The organism is Marinobacter litoralis (assembly GCF_016427555.1).
GTDB classification, from domain to species: Bacteria; Pseudomonadota; Gammaproteobacteria; order Pseudomonadales; family Oleiphilaceae; genus Marinobacter; species Marinobacter litoralis_A.
The window spans coordinates 217,417-233,722 of the sequence record NZ_JAELVS010000001.1; the positions used below are offsets into that span (position 1 = coordinate 217,417).

Here is a 16,306-nt window from a genome sequence, read left to right on the forward strand (position 1 = left end):
TGTGAGCAGGGTGCGGCTACTTGCCGGTAAACCGGGGCTTGCGCTTTTCATTAAATGCGCGCACTCCCTCAACCCAGTCATCCGATGCCGCACAGTCACCAAAGAATTCGGCTTCCGCTTGCAGCTGGGCTTCCAGTGAGGTGTTCAGCGATTGCAGGATCAGCCGTTTGGTATTGCCGTAAGCCCGTGTTGGCCCCTTGGCCAGACGCTCAGCCATGGCGCGGGTGCGCTCCTCCAGGGTGCCCTCGGGAACCACCCAATTGATCATGCCCATGTCAGCCGCTTCCTGGGCGGAAAAGCGATCCCCCAGCAGTGCAATTTCCATGGCTTTCTTCACACCCACAATCCTTGGGAGCTGGTAGGTACCCGAGCCGTCCGGACTGCCACCAATACCGGTATACGCCAGCGTGAAAAAGGCTTTCTCACTGGCCATAACCAGGTCACAGCACAATGCGATACTGACCCCGGCTCCCGCCGCCGCACCCTGCACACTGGCAAGGATGGGCTTTTTCAGATTACGCATCAGGTACATGATGGGATGAAGGTCATGGATACGGTTGGTAAATCGGACACGGCGCGCTTCCTTCGGCATCTCCGTGAACTCCATGAATGACTTCACATCACCGCCGGCCATAAAGTGTTCCCCTGCACCCTGTAAAACGACGCAGCGAACCTCATCGTCACTGCTGACCTGCTCAAGGCGCTCACGCAACTGGCCACGCATTTCCGTTGACAATGCATTGCGGGCCTCAGGACGGTTCATCGTCAGGTAAGCCACGCCGTTTTCAACTTGATACAGTAATACGCTCATTGTTTTTATTACCTCGCGATAACGGGTTGAAGTCATTTAGCTGCAGGCTTTTTGACTCCGCAGCTGATCAATTTGAGCTTTGCTGTAACCGATTTCCCGCATTAGCGCGTCCGTGTCCTGGCCGTAGGGGCGAGCTGCAAACTCAACTCGAGCCTCGGTACGACTGAACCTTGGCGCAGGCGCCGGTTGCTTCATGCCACCTATGTCCACGTAGGTGTTTCGCTCAAGGTTATGGGGGTGGGATTGCGCCTCGATCAGATCCAGCACCGGTGCAAAGCAGATGTCGCTGCCTTCCATCAGCTCACACCATTCATCGCGGGTTTTCTGCTTGATGGTATCGGCCACTATGTCTGACAGTTCAGGCCACTTGCTCTTGTCCATCTGGTCGGCGAACTTGTCCGCCGGCAAGCCGGCAACCTCGATCAACTGGGCGTAGAACTGGGGCTCAATGGAACCCAGTGAAATGTACTTGCCGTCCGCTGTTTCATAGGTGTCGTAAAAATGGGCACCGGAGTCGAGCCGGTTTACACCGCGCTCAAGGCTGTGAGTTCCGCGTTCGTGGGCCGAGTTGAACATGGACATCAGCACCGCCGAGCCATCGGTCATGGCGGCATCAATCACCTGGCCTTTACCGGACTTCTGGGTTTCCAGCAAGGCGCATACAATGCCAAACGCCAGCATCATGCCACCGCCACCAAAATCGCCCACCAGGTTTAACGGTGGTACGGGCTTTTCACCCTTCCTGCCGACTGCGTGCAGCGCACCGGTCAGGGCGATGTAGTTAATATCGTGACCGGCCGCCTGCGACATGGGGCCGTACTGACCCCAGCCGGTCATGCGGCCATAGACCAGCCTCGGATTGACTGCCAGGCAATCATCTGGCCCTACGCCAAGCTTTTCAGTCACCCCGGGGCGGAAACCCTCCAGCAAGGCGTCGGCGGTTTCTACCAGTTTCAACAGGGCCGAAACGCCTTCTGGGGTCTTCAGGTTCAGGGCAATCGAGCGTTTGCCACGGCGACTGCAATCCAGCTCTGGCTGCTCGGCTGTAACCCCAACCCGCTCGACACTGATGACTTCAGCGCCCATGTCCGCGAGCATCATGCCGCAAAAAGGACCCGGACCTATGCCCGCCAATTCAACAATACGAAACCCGTGTAATGGGCCCATTGACTCTCTCCTATTAATCCTGGGCACCGGCCTGTTTAATTCGGGGTATGGCCGGCGACAATCTTCTGATCAAACAAACGGGCGATTTCGGTGCTGCTCATCCCAAGCGTGTCCGCAAGAATTTCTTCGGTATGCTCTCCCAGATGAGGCGCCCTTCGTACCGGCTGCTTTTCAACTGAGGTGAATCGCAGCGGGTTATCCGGCATCAGGTAGGTGCCGATGCCCGGCTGCTCCACCATGTCAAACAGTGGGTTATCTATCGAGCAGTCGCGGTCGTTTTCCACCGCTTCTTTCACGGTCTGGTATTTGCCCCAGCAGACACCGCCGTTATCCAGCGCGCTTTGTACCTCGGAAAAGTTCCGGGCGCGGAACCAGGGCTCGAGTATTTCGGTAATCTGGATGCGGCCTTTGTAACGATCGCCTTCCTGCCTGAAGTTGAGGCCGGACCGGGTCTCCAGCTCGCTGATCTGGGCTTCCGTCCCGGTTACACTCACGATGGCACGCCATTGGTTGGGGCTAACGCCAACGATCATCACCCGCTCGCCATCTTTGCATTGGAAATCGTGGCCATAGGTGCCGTAGATGTGATTGCCAATGGCATCGCGATCGGCGTTATTGATCATGGCCTCGGCGATATAACCCAGATTGCCCAGGGTGGCCCAAGCGACATCGGCCAGGGCGATTTTCACCAGCTGCCCTTCCCCGGTGCGCGAGCGGTGCCTCTCAGCGGCCAGCAGCCCCAGCGCAATTTGCTGGCCGGTAATGACGTCCCACGCCGGCATAGGGTTGTTCAAGGGGCCGGCCGCGGTCCCGCCGCTGCCGGTCAGCGAGGGAAACCCAACCTTGCAGTTCACCGTATAATCCAGCGCACTGCCGCCGTGGCGATCGCCAGTCAGGTTGAGATATATCAGGTCTTCCCGGTGCTGGCGCAGGCGTTCATAGGCCATCCAGCCTTTCGCCGGGAAGTTGGTCAGGAACATGCCCGCCTGATCACCCGGAGCGGCCACCAGGCGCGTTAGCAGCTCCTGGCCTTCCGGCTTGCGAAAGTCCACCGCAATCGAGCGCTTGCCCTTATTCAGGCTGTGCCAATACAGGCTGCGCTGATCCGCGGTCACCGGCCACCGGTTGTAGTCAATGCCACCACCGATCGGATCAAAACGAATCACGTCGGCACCAAGCTGAGCCAGCGTCATGCCCCCGGAAGGCGCGGCCACAAAGGCACTGCCCTCCACCACTCTGAGTCCCGACAAGATGTTCTGCATAGCCATGCTCCGTGTTATCAGGTTGTTGCGAATGCTCAGCTAACTTCGGCGTAGCCGTTGTTAATCACCACCAGATCACGCTCAACCGACCGGCAGCGGAAAGCGATCTTGTTGCCGTCACGCCACATTTCCGTGCGAATGGTTTCACCCGGGTACACAGGCGCCGAGAAGCGCAGGCGCATGCGGTGGAAGCGCGCCGGATCATAGTCGCACAAGGTTTTCAGCAGGGCGTGCGTCGCCACACCGAAGGTGCACAGGCCATGCAGTATCGGCTTTTCAAACCCGGCTTTGCGGGCAACGCTGGGGGAGGCGTGCAGGGGGTTGAAGTCACCGGACAAGCGATAGATCAAGGCAGCCTGGTCGAGGGTTGGCAGGTCACACACCAGATCCGGCTCACGCTCGGGAATACGATCCGGAGCAGAACGCGACGTAGACGGGCCACCAAAGCCGCCATCACCCCGTGCCATAGTGGTGCTACGCAGTGTGCACAGGTCTTCACCGGTCGCCTTGTCACGGACAACACGCTCGGACACGATCAGCGCTCCCCTGCCTTCGCCTTTATCAATGATCTCAGTGATCCTGGTGGTGGCTTCCACCACACCGGAAGCGGGCAGGGGTTTGTGGATAATGACTTCCTGGCCGGCGTGCAGCACCTTAACCCAGTCAATGCCTGTGTCTGGCTCGCGCACCCAGAATCCCGGGTAGGCCAGTACCACACTCATGCTTGGCAGCGCCTTGAGACCGTCCTCATAGACAAACTGCAGGCAGTCTTCATTCAAGGGGTCGTTGCCCAGACCCACACCCAAGGCATACAGCATGGTATCTTTTTCAGTGTAGTCGTGGGTGAGCGTTTCAAACTTGCGGTTCAAAAGCTTGTCGTAGTCAATTGCCATGATTCATTTCCTGTTAATGGCCGGTACCGGCGCAGTTTCCGTGCTCCGGAAAACTGCGCACTGCTCAAACAAGGGGTCTTGAGTCTGGTGTTAGAACGGATCCCAGCTGAAGATGTCTGCAGAGCGGTCCAGCTTGTAGAAATCACCTTCAAACGCTGGCAGCACCCGGCTCAGCACCGTTTCCGGAGTCCAGCCTTCCAAGGTGTGGGCTGAACGGATAGGCCGTGGCTGGCTGAACAGGAAGATTTCATTGTTGCGCACACCAAAAATCTGGCCAGTCACATGCTTGGCTGCATCGCTGCACAGAGTCACTGCCAGGGTGGCGATCTTGTCTGGCGTCATCTGCTGAATCTTGGCAACGCGGGCTTTCTCTTCTTCGGTTTCCGTTGGGATGGTGCCGATCAACCGGCTCCAGGCAAACGGCGCGATGCAGTTGGAGGTTACCCCGAAACGGCTCATATCCAGGGCCATCGACTTGGAAAGACCAACAATGCCGGACTTGGCCGCAGCGTAGTTAGCCTGACCAAAGTTGCCAATCAAGCCAGATGTGGACGTCATGTTCACAAAGGTACCACTGCCTTGCTCGCGGAAGTGCGTAGCGGCGGCACGGCTGACGTTGAAGCTGCCTTTCAGGTGAACCGCGATCACGGAATCCCAGTCGGCTTCGGTCATCTTGTGGAAGATACCGTCGCGCAGGTTACCGGCGTTGTTGATAACACCGTCGATGCGACCAAAGTTGTCGATGGCTGTCTGGATGATGTTCTGGGCAGCATCCCAGTCTGTAACGCTGTCGTAGTTGCTGACAGCTTCGCCGCCGGCCTTCTTGATCTCGCTTACCACTTCGTCCGCCGGGGTCTGATCACCACCGGTGCCGTCTCCGGCACCACCGAGGTCGTTAACCACCACTTTGGCACCGTGTTCAGCCAGCATGATCGAGGTGGCACGACCAATTCCGCGACCGCCACCGGTCACAACGATGACTTTACCTTCCAATAACTTTGAATCGCTCATAATAGGCTCCGCTTAGTTCAACTTGTTTTCGTTCAAGGTTGTTGCGGCATTCGGCACCGCGTTTATCAATCACACTTCACCAGCGTGTTTACTGCGCCTGCGCTCTGGTAATCAGATCGCGGGCGATCACTTTCAGCGCCAGGGTTTCTTCAGCGCCTTCAAAGATCGACAGCACTCGGGCATCCACAAAGTAGCGACTGACATCGCTTTCCTCTGCGTAGCCCATGCCACCATGAATCTGCATGGCTTCTCGGCTCACCCACTCGGCGGCACGACAGGCAAAAAGCTTGACCAGACTTGCTTCCATCTGCCCCTTGCCTTCATCCATCAGCCTGGCAACGGCGTAGGTAAACTGGCGAGCCGCAATCAGGGTTGAAAACATCCGGCCCAGCTTGACCTGGGTCAACTGGTACTCGCCAACGGGCTTGCCAAACACCTTGCGCTCCCCGGCGTATTGGAGGCCTTTTTCACAGGCCGCCTGCATCACACCGCTGGCCCGGGCTGCGGTCTGGATACGACCACCGGCAAAGCCGGACATGGTGAAATAAAAGCCCTTGCCCTGGCCTTTCTCTTCACCAATGAGGTGATCCGCCGCAACAAAGTAGTCTTCAAAGAAGACGTCGTAAGAGTGCATACCGCGGTAACCCAGAGTGGCAATCGCCTTACCGGAAATCTTGCCGCCGCCCGGCTGTTGGTGGCTGAACTCGTGGCCGGCAGCCGACGGTTTTTCCACCAAAAACAGGCTCAGGCCCTTATGCCCAAGACTGGGATCCGGTTCTGTCCGAGCAATCACCACCAACAACTCGGCTTTACCGGCGAAGGTGCACCAGGTCTTGCTGCCATTGAGCACCCAGCCACCTTCGGTCGGGGTTGCGCGCAGCCCCAGCGACGCCACATCGGAGCCATGGTTGGGTTCGGTGATGGCAATCGCGCACAGGGTATCACCCGATGCCAGTCGCGGTAGCCACTTTTGCTGCTGCGCCTCGGTGCCACCGCTGAGCAGCGCCTTGGCGGCAATTTCCGGACGGGTGATCAGACTGCCTGCTGCACCCAGCGATGCCCGGGACAGCTCTTCGGTCACCACGATCATGCTCAGACTGTCGTCATAGTCGTCCGGCTGCAGGCCGCCAAAGCGCTCGGGAATGCTGATGCCAAAGCTGCCCAGCTCAGCAGCAGGTTTCAGGATTTCATCGGGAATATCGAGGTCGTGACGATGTATTTTCTCCGCCAGCGGCATCACCACATCGGAGGCAAAGCGGGCGAAGGTTTCCCGCACCATTTCCTTGTCGTCGTCCAGCAGGGCCGGCAGGTACAGGCTGCCGCGGGATGACAGCTGCGCTCCGAGCGCGGCCAGATTCTGGGCTCCGGCATGGCTGCTGACAAAGGCGCTCAGTTCAGCATCGCTGTACAGCGCCAATATGGTGCTTCGGTCAACGCCGGCATCCTCGGCCAGGGACAATAACCGCTGCATGACTTTCTGCAGGGCTTCGGCACTGAACGCCAGCGCAACCGTCAGCGCCAGTGAATCCTGCTGCTGTGCTTTGTCCGCGTAGCGATTCACAGCATCGGCAGCACTCAGTTCTGCAACGCAGAATGCGAGCTCGTAGCACGACAATTGATGGTCATCGAGGCGCCCGGAATCTAGCCGGCCATCAACGCTGCAAAGCGTTTTCAGCCGCCCTAGAGCCTGGTCTACTATGGCTCGGGTTTTCCCCAGATACCTGTCGGCTATCACTAGCGAATCTATCGCGTTCATAGTGCCCTCACTCACCCGTTTGCTACTGGCGTTCATGGTTTAACCTATTGCTCCTGGCCGGTGCAGCCTTACTTCTCGTACCGGCCGATGATGGAAATACTGCAAATATTCTGGTGTGGGAAACCACCCAGGTTGTGGTTCAGGCCGAGGCGCGGATTCGCCAACTGACGATCGCCGGCCCGACCACTGAACTGCAGGTAGTTCTCGTAGATCATCCGCAGCCCGGAAGCGCCTATCGGGTGCCCGAAACATTTCAGGCCACCATCGATCTGGCAGGGAATACGGCCGTCGGCATCGAAATCGCCGTTGAGTACATCGCGAACCGCCTGCCCTTCTTCCGACAGCTGCAGGTCTTCCATGGTCACCAGCTCAGTAATTGAGAAGCAGTCGTGCACTTCGGTCATGCTGATTTCTTCACGAGGGTTCTTGATGCCGGCTTCGTCGTAGGCACGCTGGGCTGCCACACGGGTGGTTTTCAGGTAGGAACCGTCCCAGTCGCCGTATCCAGCCTCGTAGCCGTTGGAGGCGGCCAGCTGCAGTGCCTTGACAGACACCAGATCAGAATTCTTCAGGCGTGCGGCGATTTCGGGGGTGGTGACAATCGCACAGGCAGCACCGTCACTGACGCCGCAGCAATCGAACAACCCGATCGGCTCCGCAATGTAGGGTGCATTCATTGCCTGCTCTTCGGTAATCTCACGCTGCAAATGCGCCTTCGGGTTTTTCGCGCCGTTGGCGTGGCTCTTAACCGAAATGTGCGCCATGGCGCGCTTCAGGTCGTGCTGGTCGATGCCGTACTTGGCGCGGTAGCCCGACGCCAGCTGGGCAAAGGCGCCCGGAGCCGACACGTTCGGCCAGAACATGTCGTTTTCCACACCGCGAGTGCGCTGCGGCAAACCGCCGTAACCTACGTCTTTCAGCTTCTCGACACCCAGCGCCAGAGCAATGTCGCAGGCACCGGAGGCTACTGCGTAGACCGCTCCCCGAAACGCTTCGGTGCCCGTCGCGCACATGTTTTCAACTTTGGTCACCGCAATGTTTGGCAGGCGCAAGGCGATGGACAACGGCAAACCGCTCGGGCCTACGTTATGCGCATCAAGACCGGCACCAAACCAGGCGGCCTGAATCTCGCTCTTGTCGATGCCCGCGTCCGCGATGCACTCTTCAAATGCTTCTGTCATCAGGTCTGCCGGGCTGGCATCCCAGCGCTCGCCGAACTTGCTGCAGCCCATACCAAGAATGACAACTTTATCTTTGATTCCACTAGCCATTTTCATTCACCTTGTCTTTGCGCGTGCATTACTGCTGCGATGGAATAGCTTTCCAGAAGTACTTCCGGAAACCGCGTTGGTTATCGAACTGTTTGATCCGGAAGTGCGACGTTACCGTCACGCCGGATTCAACCGTGCCTTCCTCAACTTCGGTGAAGTCCATCATCAGGCGACCACCACCTTCGAACTCAACCAGCCCGAAATAGGCCGGTGGATTCCAGTCAAACGTCAGCCGGTCTGCGGTCCAGGTCTTGATGCGGCCCGGTACCTGCGACAAGGGATAGTCGTCCTGGCTGTTCAGTGCTCCGCACTCAGAGTTAACGCAGTAGTTTTCTTTCGGGATCTGGATGGTGTTGCACTCGCGGCACTTGCCACCAATAAAACCGTTGAGCAGATCTTTCTTGCGGTACATGGCCGCCAGATAACTCTGCTTGTCCAGTTCACCACGCTTGCCGATGTCACGCTCAACCAGGTTGTTAAAGCTGAGGAACCGGTTGTAGTTGGTTTCCGGACGACGGTTTGCCAAGGCACCGTTAAAGCCAGTTTTAGGGCGTCTTGCGGCAATCGCATCGGTGACCCGGAACAGAACAGCATCGGTGCCCTGACCGAACCCGGCCAGCAATACCAGGTCGCCGGCTTTGGCTTTATCAAGAACCGCGGTCAGCAACAGGATCGGGTGAGCGGCACCCGTCACACCCAGATTGTTGATGTGGCTGTCGATTACTGCGTCAGCAGCAATACCCAGAGCCTTGGCAACAGCGCCCGGGGTGCGAGCCTGATCGGAGGGCAACACAAAGTGGGCAATGTCGGCCGCTTTGGTGCCGGTGTTTTCGAACAATTCGTTTACCGCAGCCGGTACGCTGTGCAGGTAGCCTTCGTCTCGAATCCAGCGCTCTTCCCAGTCGTAATTGAAGGTCGCATCTTCACCGCGATAATGATCAACGAAATCATCCGCAAAGCTGGCGCTGCCGAGGTACTCAGCGATCACGCCTTCGTTCCCCACGCCCACGGCGGCAGCGCCGTCTCCCCAGAGCATTTCATGACGCGAACCACATTTAGTGCGACGGTGCTCAGACGCCACCAGCAGCGCCGAACTGTTGTCCTTGCCACCGGCTTCCAGCAAGCTGATCAAGGCGGTGGTTGCTGCCCGCTGAGAGGCTGTTACATCCATGGTGCGCAGGCGGTTGCCCAGGTTCAGGGCTTCACTGACCACCACCGAGTTCTGGCGATCGAGAAACGGCACGGTGGTTGAAGCCAGGCATAGGGATTTGACGCTGTCGCGATCGAGAACCGTCAGGCAGTCCTGGGCCGCTTCTACGGCCATGGTGATGGTGTCTTCATCCCAGTTGCACATGCTGCGCTCGCCCTTGGCGAGGCCGCGAAGGCTGGCGTCAAACCAGTCGTTGGCATCGGCAATGGCACTTTTTTGAAGGCGGCTGCGAGGAACGTAGGCGCCGTAAGCAGTAATTCCGAACATAAGATTGTCTTCCTCTGTTGCTAGGCCAGTGGTTAAAGCGTACGACTAATAACCAGTTTCATGATTTCACTCGCACCGCCGTAGATCCGACGAACCCGTGCGTCCACAAACGCCCGCGAAATGGGGTATTCCTTCATGTAGCCGTAGCCACCAAAGAACTGCAGGCATTTATCAACCACCTTGCCTTCATTTTCTGTGGTCCACAGCTTTGCCATCGCACCTTCTTCAGGGGTCAATGTGCCTTCGTTGGCTTTCGCCAGGCACTGATCCAAAAAGGCCCAACCAACGGCCAGATCGGTTTTCAGATCCGCCAGGGTGAACTGGGTGTTCTGGAAGTCTGCCAGTGTCTGGCCAAATGCTTTCCGCTCTTTCACATAGGCATTGGTAAGGTCAAAAGCACGCTGGGCTTCAGCTTGCGCTCTGCAGGCGATGGTGATCCGCTCACGGGGCAGTTCACGCATCATGATGGCGAAGCCTTCACCTTCTTTACCCACCAGGTTGGTCACCGGAACCCGTACATCCTGGAAGAAAAGCTCAGAGGTGTCCGCCGCTTTCTGCCCGATCTTGTCCAGGTTACGGCCCTTCTCAAAACCGGGGCGATCAGTCTCAACAATAATCAGGCTGATACCTTTGGCCCCTTTCCTGGGATCCGTGGAGCAGGCCACCAGGCAGAAATCACAGTTTTGGCCATTGGTAATGAACGTTTTCTGGCCGTTGATGACGTATTCATCACCGTCACGCACGGCTGTTGTGCGGATCGCCTTGAGGTCACTGCCGCAGCCAGGTTCAGTCAAACCAATCGAGGCGATGCTTTCTGCCGTCACCATGCGGGGCAGCCAGTATTTTTTCTGCTCCTCAGTCCCTGCGTGCAGCAGGTAGTAAGCGACGATGTCCGCCTGCACGGAAAACCCGACACTGGCACCACCAATGGCGTAACCGGTTTCTTCCGAAAGCACCATGTTGTAGAGGAAATCGGCACCTGGACCGCCGTACTCTTCCGGCACGCCGCAACACAAAAACCCGTTAGCGCCGGCCTTTTCCCAAAACGAGCGGGGAATGATTTCGTCTTTTTCCCACTGTTCGATATTGGGCTCCAGCTCCTCCCGGAAGAAGCGTCGGGCATTGGTACGGAACAGCTCGTGTTCGCTTGAATAGATAGCTCTGTTTTCAATAGACATTACACTCTCTCCTTTACCTGGTTGAGCAATCGGGCCGCCCGCTCTACAACCGGCTTATCGATCATTTTTCCATCGAGTGAAAATACCGCTTCACCCTTCTGTTCATGCGCCCGTGAGTTTTCAACAATCTCCCGGGCTTTTTGAATTTCTTCTGCGGAGGGCATAAAACCCTCATTCATAATGGTGACCTGCGATGGGTGCACTGCCAGGGCGCCGCGAAAGCCCAACTGCCGTGCCCGCTTGATGGTTTCAGCAAACCGTTCCTGGTCGCTGTAATCGGCAATCGAGTCGACAAACCCATAGGGCGTTACCCCACTGCGATTAGCCGCGAAGACAATGGCCTGGCTGGGAACCAGCAAGGTGTCTGCGTTAGGCTCCATCCCCACCTCGGCACAAAAGTCTTCGGGGCCAAGGGTCAGCCCGACTACTCGTGACACAGAGGCAATGTCATCCAGTTTCGGCAGTGCCTCCGGGGACTCAATCTGTACCAGCATCACCACGCTGCCAGGCACCAGGCTACGCTCAATCTCCAGTTCGGTGACTACATCTGCCAAGGCCTGCAAGGCAGCGGCACTTTCGACCTTGGGGACAACCAAGCCACGCACACCGGCGATGACCGCTGCTTCCAGATCGCGCACCGCCATCCGCAACGGATGATTGATGCGCACCAGCATGTCCGCACCGGATTGGGTCACCTGGTGAACCACCACGGGCAAATGATCACGTGCTGTTTTTTTCTCGCCGAAGGGCACACTGTCTTCAAGATCAACAATGACGGCATCCGCCCCACGGGTGTGGGCTTTCTCCAGGAACCGGCGGTTGTTCGCAGGCACGAACAACAAAGAACGCCACGTTGGCAAAGTAGGTGCGTTCATCCTCTTGCTCCCATCAGAGTGCTATTGGTTTCGCCTTTTAGCTCCACTTCCAGAGACATGGCCAGCTGATTACCGGGGGTCAAAGCCCACAGCTTCACGCTGTTGCCATCCTGAGCGCCATTCACCGTAAACGGATCCAGATCAAACAGTGGCTGGATGCCCCGGAACTTGAACTGGGCAATTTCGACCTGCCCCAAATTGCTGTACATCAAATCAAGCAACAGGGTTGCGATCAGCGGCCCGTGCACCACCAGGCCAGGGTAACCCTCGGCCTCCACTGCCCAGTTGCGGTCGTAATGAATACGGTGGCCGTTAAAGGTCAGCGCGGAATAGCGAAACAGCATGACCGGGTCCGGCGTGATGGTTTTGCTCCACTGGGGCGCCAGCTCCGGCGTATATTCCGGGGCAACCGGCGCCGGGCCGGTTGGCATTGCGCGGTATACGATGTCCTGAATCTCGGTGAGCACAGGCTCCTGATTGCCCTTGAACAAGCGGTGAGCGACGCTTACAAACACCAACTCCCCCTGTCGCCCGGTTTTGGGTACAACTGATTCGACAGTTGATTTGCAAGTAAGTTGATCACCGATATGAATCGGTTGATGACATTCAATCTTGCTACCCGCCCACATCCGCCGTGGCAGCGGCACCGGTGGTAAAAAACCACCGGTTTTCGGGTGCCCGTCCTGGCCGGTGGCTGACGCCTGAGGGGTTGGCGTGAAAAACAGCCAATGCCAGGGCAGAGGCAAAGTGCTGCCCTCTGTCAGTTGCGGATTCTGGTGATCCAGCGCCGCAGCCATCTTGGCGGCTACACCGGCACCAATCAGATCCGACGCCTGCTGGGTTTGGCCCACCCACTTCTGCAATTCATCAAACTTCGATTGTTCTGCCGTCGGCTTTGAGCTCATGGCTGCGTCTCCATAACGTCTGACTTTCTGGCACCAAATTCACGCCTTAGTTGCGCACTCTGCTCTCCCAGCGCAGGCACCGGGCCCAATCTGTGCGATGACCGACGGGAAATGGCCGGTGGTGCAACCACACTGACCGGACCGGACGCCGTCTCAACCTGGGTGCGCCGCAATTGCGGATGCTGGCTGAGCTGCTCAACGGTTTTGACTTCCCCGTAGGCAATACGGGCCTCACTTAATCGGTCAACCAACGCCTGCCGGCTCATAGTGGCGATAATCGGACGCACCACCTCATTGAGGGTGTCCCGGTGAATGCAACGTGCGATGTTGCTTTGGTAACGGGGGTCGGTTTTCAGCCCCGGGAACGCCAACACCTGGTCGCAAAAGCGCTCCCATTCCCGCTGATTCTGTATGGCCAACACCACCTGCTGCTGATCCGCGCAGGTATAAACCTCGTAGGGCGTAATGGCCGGATGCCTAAGCCCGACGCGCTCCATCGGCACCTGCTGCGACTCACACTGCAACAGCGGCACGGTCATCCAGTCCGCAATCGAATCGAACAAGGACACCTCGATGCTTTCGCCCTGACCCGTGCGTTCACGGCCAATCAGGGCTCGCAACACTTCTGCATGGGCGTACATGCCACAGGCGATATCACACACGGAAACCCCAACCCGGGCGGGCTCGTCTGCCGCACCCGTAATCGAAGCCAGACCGGACTCGCACTGAACCAGCAGGTCATAGCCCTTCATATTCTGGTAAGGGCCGTGGCCACCGTAACCGGTGATATCCACCGTAATCAGCCGAGGGTTGGCCGCACGGAGCGCGGCCGAACCAAACCCGGCGCGCTCGGCAGCGCCAGGCGCCAGGTTCTGCACAAACACATCCGCCTCTTTCAGCATCTGCAGCAGCAATCGCTGATCTTCGCTGTCTTTGATGTCCAGGCAGATGGACTCCTTGCCACGGTTGAGCCAGACAAAATAGGAGCTTTCGCCGGCGGCGGCCTGATCGTAGTACCTGGCAAAGTCGCCCTCACCACGCTCCACCTTGATAACTCGTGCGCCCGCATCGGCGAGCCGGGAGGTGCAATAGGGCGCGGCCACCGCCTGCTCCAGCGACACCACCAACAGCCCTTCAAGCGACGGCGCGTTCATTAAAAAGACCTCGGCAGGCCAAGATCGTGGGTGGCCAGGTGAGACAAAATCAGGTTGGTGGAGATGGGCGCAACCTGGTACAAACGGGTTTCCCGGAACTTGCGTTCAATGTCGTATTCTTCGGCAAAGCCATAGCCACCGTGGGTCTGAATGCAGGTATCACCCGCCTGCCACGAAGCTTCCGAGGCCAGCAACTTGGCCATGTTGGCCAAGGAGCCACAGGGTTGCCCGGCTTCAAATGCGGCAATGGCACGGTCAACAACCGCGGCGGCGGCTTCCGTTTGGGCATAGGCTCTGGCAATGGGGAACTGCACACCCTGGTTTTGGCCAATTGGGCGGCCAAACACTTCACGGCTGGTGGCGTAAGCCGCTGCCTTTTCAATAAAGTAACGGGCATCACCGATACACTCCGCGGCGATCAGAATCCGCTCTGCATTCATGCCATCCAGGATGTAGCGGAACCCGGCACCTTCCTCGCCAATCAGGTTGGCAGCAGGCACGCGCACATTGTCGAAGAACAGCTCAGTAGTGGCATGATTCATCATGGTCTTGATGGGTCGAATGCTGAGGCCACCGGCCAAGGCATCCTTCATATCCACCAACAGCACCGACATACCGTCAGTGCGTTTGGCACAGGCATCTCGCGGCGTGGTGCGAACCAGGAGGACCATCAAATCGGAATGTTCGGTGCGGGAGATAAACACCTTTTGCCCGTTCACCACATAGTGGTCGCCGTCTCGCACGGCACGGGTGGTGATGCGGGTGGTGTCGGTACCACTGGACGGCTCGGTTACCCCAAAGGCCTGAAGCCGCAGCTCGCCGGCGGCAATTCGCGGCAAATATTGCTGTTTCTGCTCCTCGCTACCATGGCGTAACAGCGTGCCCATGGTGTACATCTGTGCGTGACAGGCACCGCCATTACAACCGGCCCGCTGAACCTCTTCCAGCACCGCACAGGCTGCGCCCAGGGGCAAGCCAGAGCCTCCAAAGGCTTCCGGAATCATCACCGACAGGTACCCGGCCTCGGCCAGGGCATTGACGAACTCAGTCGGGTAGGCACCCTGTTGATCCAGGGCTCTCCAATATTCGCCCGGGAACTCAGCGCACAAGCGCACGACGGCTTCCCTGATTTCTGGATACGATAACGGCGAATTCATGTCCATCTCCTGGCTAGTGGATCGATGCGCCGGCGTAATACCTCACTCCGACCATCATGAAATTCACACTACCAGCATGGCAGACACCCAACAATTATATAGTTTTTATATCCCTCATCATTTTTTTGCATACCTCCCGCTTGCGCAACCAAGCGCTTTGAAATAATTATGTTATGCAGTAGTCTGACACCATTACTTTTGGGCATACCCTGGAGCGCATACATGGCCACTAACATTAATGTCGATGTTCGCCAGCTGAACACCTTTCTCACCGTTGCAGATACCGGCAGCTTCAGTCGGGCCTCGGAAAAGCTGTTTGTTGCCCAGCCGGCTTTAAGCCGACAAATCCGGATGCTGGAAAGTGCCTTGGACGTGGAAGTGTTTGTGCGCCACGGCCGGGGGGTGGTGCTTACAGCGGCAGGAGAGCTGCTTTACGATCGGGCTCGCAAGCTCATGCAGGATCTTGAACGAACCCAGGCGGATGTGACCGCCGTCGGGGGGAAAGTGACCGGCCAGGTGATACTGGGGATTCTTCCCACGGTGGCCCACTTGTTTTCCGGCACCATCGTCGAAAAATATTGCCAACAGTATCCTCAGGTTGATCTGGCGGTTAAGTCAGCGATGAGCGGCACCTTGCAGCAGATGGTTGCCCAACATCGTTTGCATGTTGCCATCACTTACAATCCTTCCAGCCAGAGAAACCTGCGCTGCCTGCCGTTGCTTGAAGAGCCGCTTTGCCTGATCGGCCCCAGCAACAGCCCTTTTGCTGAGCGCAGCGACATAACCGTGGACGAGGTGCTGACACTGCCCTTGATACTGCCCGAAGAAAAGCACGGTTTGCGTATAAAAATGGAACGTACGGCCGCCGAGCGCGGTGTCGCGCTCGACCTCACGCTGGAGGTGAGCGCCTGGCCACTGTTGACCGACACCGCTCGCCGCGGCCTCGGTTACACCATTCTCCCCTCAGCGGCGGTGCATGAAATGGTAGCCAGGAAAGAAGTCGCAGCCACTCCCATCACCTCGCCCGAGCTGACCCGGACGCTCGCGCTGGTGACCCCTGTCGACCTGCCGTCCTCTGTAGCCACCAGGAAACTGGCAGAACTGATTATGGACCAGCTCGCGAAGCATGTTCACCAAAGGCTCTGGAAAGGGCGACTGCTGTTCGATGCAAACGACCCAGGCCTGGAAAAGCCGGAGTAGAAAGCCGATGTCCGGCGTTTGATGAATCCAGCGGCCGTCAAAGCAGCAGCGCGACCAGTGCAGAAGCGACTATTAATAGAAGGGTGATCACGGCGCTGTATATCGGCGCCATGAACATCGCCGAGCCAAATCCGCCCCCTGAATCTGTCCCGATTTGCCATGCCTTGCTGCAACTTGATAATGCCCCTA

The 16,306-nt window shown here is 57.8% G+C and carries 14 protein-coding genes; 1 reads left to right on the forward strand and 13 read right to left on the reverse strand.

Going from position 1 to position 16,306, the window contains the following annotated elements; all coding sequences use genetic code 11:
* Positions 1-16: 16 nt before the first annotated feature.
* From JAO79_RS01030 to JAO79_RS01090, 13 genes are all read right to left on the reverse strand, one after another.
* Positions 17-811, reverse strand: coding sequence for an enoyl-CoA hydratase/isomerase family protein (locus JAO79_RS01030; protein WP_199005313.1), 795 nt, complete (start codon positions 809-811; stop codon positions 17-19).
* Positions 812-847: 36 nt separating this feature from the next.
* Positions 848-1,978 carry a CaiB/BaiF CoA transferase family protein gene (locus JAO79_RS01035; protein WP_199005314.1) on the reverse strand — a complete coding sequence of 377 codons (1,131 nt, stop codon included), beginning with the start codon at positions 1,976-1,978 and terminating at the stop codon, positions 848-850.
* Positions 1,979-2,013: 35 nt separating this feature from the next.
* Positions 2,014-3,240: a CoA transferase gene (locus tag JAO79_RS01040; RefSeq protein ID WP_199005315.1), complete on the reverse strand. Its 1,227-nt coding sequence runs from the start codon at positions 3,238-3,240 to the stop codon at positions 2,014-2,016.
* 35 nt (positions 3,241-3,275) lie between these two features.
* Positions 3,276-4,133 (reverse strand): MaoC/PaaZ C-terminal domain-containing protein, encoded by an 858-nt coding sequence (locus JAO79_RS01045; RefSeq protein ID WP_199005316.1) that lies wholly within the window; start codon positions 4,131-4,133, stop codon positions 3,276-3,278.
* A 90-nt stretch (positions 4,134-4,223) separates the two neighbouring features.
* Positions 4,224-5,144, reverse strand: coding sequence for an SDR family NAD(P)-dependent oxidoreductase (locus JAO79_RS01050; RefSeq protein WP_199005317.1), 921 nt, complete (start codon positions 5,142-5,144; stop codon positions 4,224-4,226).
* Between the two features lie 88 nt (positions 5,145-5,232).
* On the reverse strand, positions 5,233-6,936 hold the full coding sequence (locus JAO79_RS01055; protein ID WP_199005318.1) for an acyl-CoA dehydrogenase family protein: 1,704 nt from the start codon (positions 6,934-6,936) through the stop codon (positions 5,233-5,235).
* Between the two features lie 32 nt (positions 6,937-6,968).
* Positions 6,969-8,171, reverse strand: coding sequence for an acetyl-CoA acetyltransferase (locus JAO79_RS01060; RefSeq protein WP_199005319.1), 1,203 nt, complete (start codon positions 8,169-8,171; stop codon positions 6,969-6,971).
* Positions 8,172-8,199: 28 nt separating this feature from the next.
* Complete coding sequence (locus JAO79_RS01065) at positions 8,200-9,648, reverse strand: 3-oxoacyl-[acyl-carrier-protein] synthase III C-terminal domain-containing protein (RefSeq protein ID WP_199005320.1); 1,449 nt, start codon at positions 9,646-9,648, stop codon at positions 8,200-8,202.
* A gap of 32 nt (positions 9,649-9,680) precedes the next feature.
* On the reverse strand, positions 9,681-10,826 hold the full coding sequence (locus tag JAO79_RS01070) for an acyl-CoA dehydrogenase family protein (RefSeq protein ID WP_227664282.1): 1,146 nt from the start codon (positions 10,824-10,826) through the stop codon (positions 9,681-9,683).
* Entirely contained in the window at positions 10,826-11,701 is an 876-nt protein-coding gene (locus tag JAO79_RS01075) for an HpcH/HpaI aldolase/citrate lyase family protein (protein WP_199005321.1), read from the reverse strand. The genes JAO79_RS01070 and JAO79_RS01075 overlap by 1 nt, the downstream gene beginning before the upstream one ends.
* On the reverse strand, positions 11,698-12,606 hold the full coding sequence (locus JAO79_RS01080) for a MaoC family dehydratase N-terminal domain-containing protein (RefSeq protein ID WP_199005322.1): 909 nt from the start codon (positions 12,604-12,606) through the stop codon (positions 11,698-11,700). The genes JAO79_RS01075 and JAO79_RS01080 overlap by 4 nt, the downstream gene beginning before the upstream one ends.
* Positions 12,603-13,760, reverse strand: a complete 1,158-nt coding sequence (locus tag JAO79_RS01085; protein WP_199005323.1) for a CaiB/BaiF CoA transferase family protein — start codon at positions 13,758-13,760, stop codon at positions 12,603-12,605. The genes JAO79_RS01080 and JAO79_RS01085 overlap by 4 nt, the downstream gene beginning before the upstream one ends.
* Complete coding sequence (locus JAO79_RS01090; protein ID WP_413785043.1) at positions 13,760-14,923, reverse strand: acyl-CoA dehydrogenase family protein; 1,164 nt, start codon at positions 14,921-14,923, stop codon at positions 13,760-13,762. The genes JAO79_RS01085 and JAO79_RS01090 overlap by 1 nt, the downstream gene beginning before the upstream one ends.
* Positions 14,924-15,139: 216 nt before the next feature.
* On the opposite strand from JAO79_RS01090, the gene JAO79_RS01095 reads away from it, so the two are divergent.
* Entirely contained in the window at positions 15,140-16,117 is a 978-nt protein-coding gene (locus JAO79_RS01095; RefSeq protein ID WP_199005325.1) for a LysR family transcriptional regulator, read from the forward strand.
* Positions 16,118-16,306: the final 189 nt, after the last annotated feature.

What these genes read in the sequence shown, in the direction of transcription:
- JAO79_RS01050 (WP_199005317.1), bottom strand. Translation starts at nt 5,144, where the DNA reads ATGAGCGATTCAAAGTTATTGGAAGGTAAAGTCATCGTTGTGACCGGT.
- JAO79_RS01055 (WP_199005318.1), bottom strand. Translation starts at nt 6,936, where the DNA reads ATGAACGCCAGTAGCAAACGGGTGAGTGAGGGCACTATGAACGCGATA.
- JAO79_RS01060 (WP_199005319.1), bottom strand. Translation starts at nt 8,171, where the DNA reads ATGGCTAGTGGAATCAAAGATAAAGTTGTCATTCTTGGTATGGGCTGC.
- JAO79_RS01095 (WP_199005325.1), top strand. Translation starts at nt 15,140, where the DNA reads ATGGCCACTAACATTAATGTCGATGTTCGCCAGCTGAACACCTTTCTC.
- JAO79_RS01080 (WP_199005322.1), bottom strand. Translation starts at nt 12,606, where the DNA reads ATGAGCTCAAAGCCGACGGCAGAACAATCGAAGTTTGATGAATTGCAG.
- JAO79_RS01035 (WP_199005314.1), bottom strand. Translation starts at nt 1,978, where the DNA reads ATGGGCCCATTACACGGGTTTCGTATTGTTGAATTGGCGGGCATAGGT.
- JAO79_RS01090 (WP_413785043.1), bottom strand. Translation starts at nt 14,923, where the DNA reads ATGGACATGAATTCGCCGTTATCGTATCCAGAAATCAGGGAAGCCGTC.
- JAO79_RS01030 (WP_199005313.1), bottom strand. Translation starts at nt 811, where the DNA reads ATGAGCGTATTACTGTATCAAGTTGAAAACGGCGTGGCTTACCTGACG.
- JAO79_RS01065 (WP_199005320.1), bottom strand. Translation starts at nt 9,648, where the DNA reads ATGTTCGGAATTACTGCTTACGGCGCCTACGTTCCTCGCAGCCGCCTT.
- JAO79_RS01045 (WP_199005316.1), bottom strand. Translation starts at nt 4,133, where the DNA reads ATGGCAATTGACTACGACAAGCTTTTGAACCGCAAGTTTGAAACGCTC.
- JAO79_RS01075 (WP_199005321.1), bottom strand. Translation starts at nt 11,701, where the DNA reads ATGAACGCACCTACTTTGCCAACGTGGCGTTCTTTGTTGTTCGTGCCT.
- JAO79_RS01085 (WP_199005323.1), bottom strand. Translation starts at nt 13,760, where the DNA reads ATGAACGCGCCGTCGCTTGAAGGGCTGTTGGTGGTGTCGCTGGAGCAG.
- JAO79_RS01040 (WP_199005315.1), bottom strand. Translation starts at nt 3,240, where the DNA reads ATGCAGAACATCTTGTCGGGACTCAGAGTGGTGGAGGGCAGTGCCTTT.
- JAO79_RS01070 (WP_227664282.1), bottom strand. Translation starts at nt 10,826, where the DNA reads ATGTCTATTGAAAACAGAGCTATCTATTCAAGCGAACACGAGCTGTTC.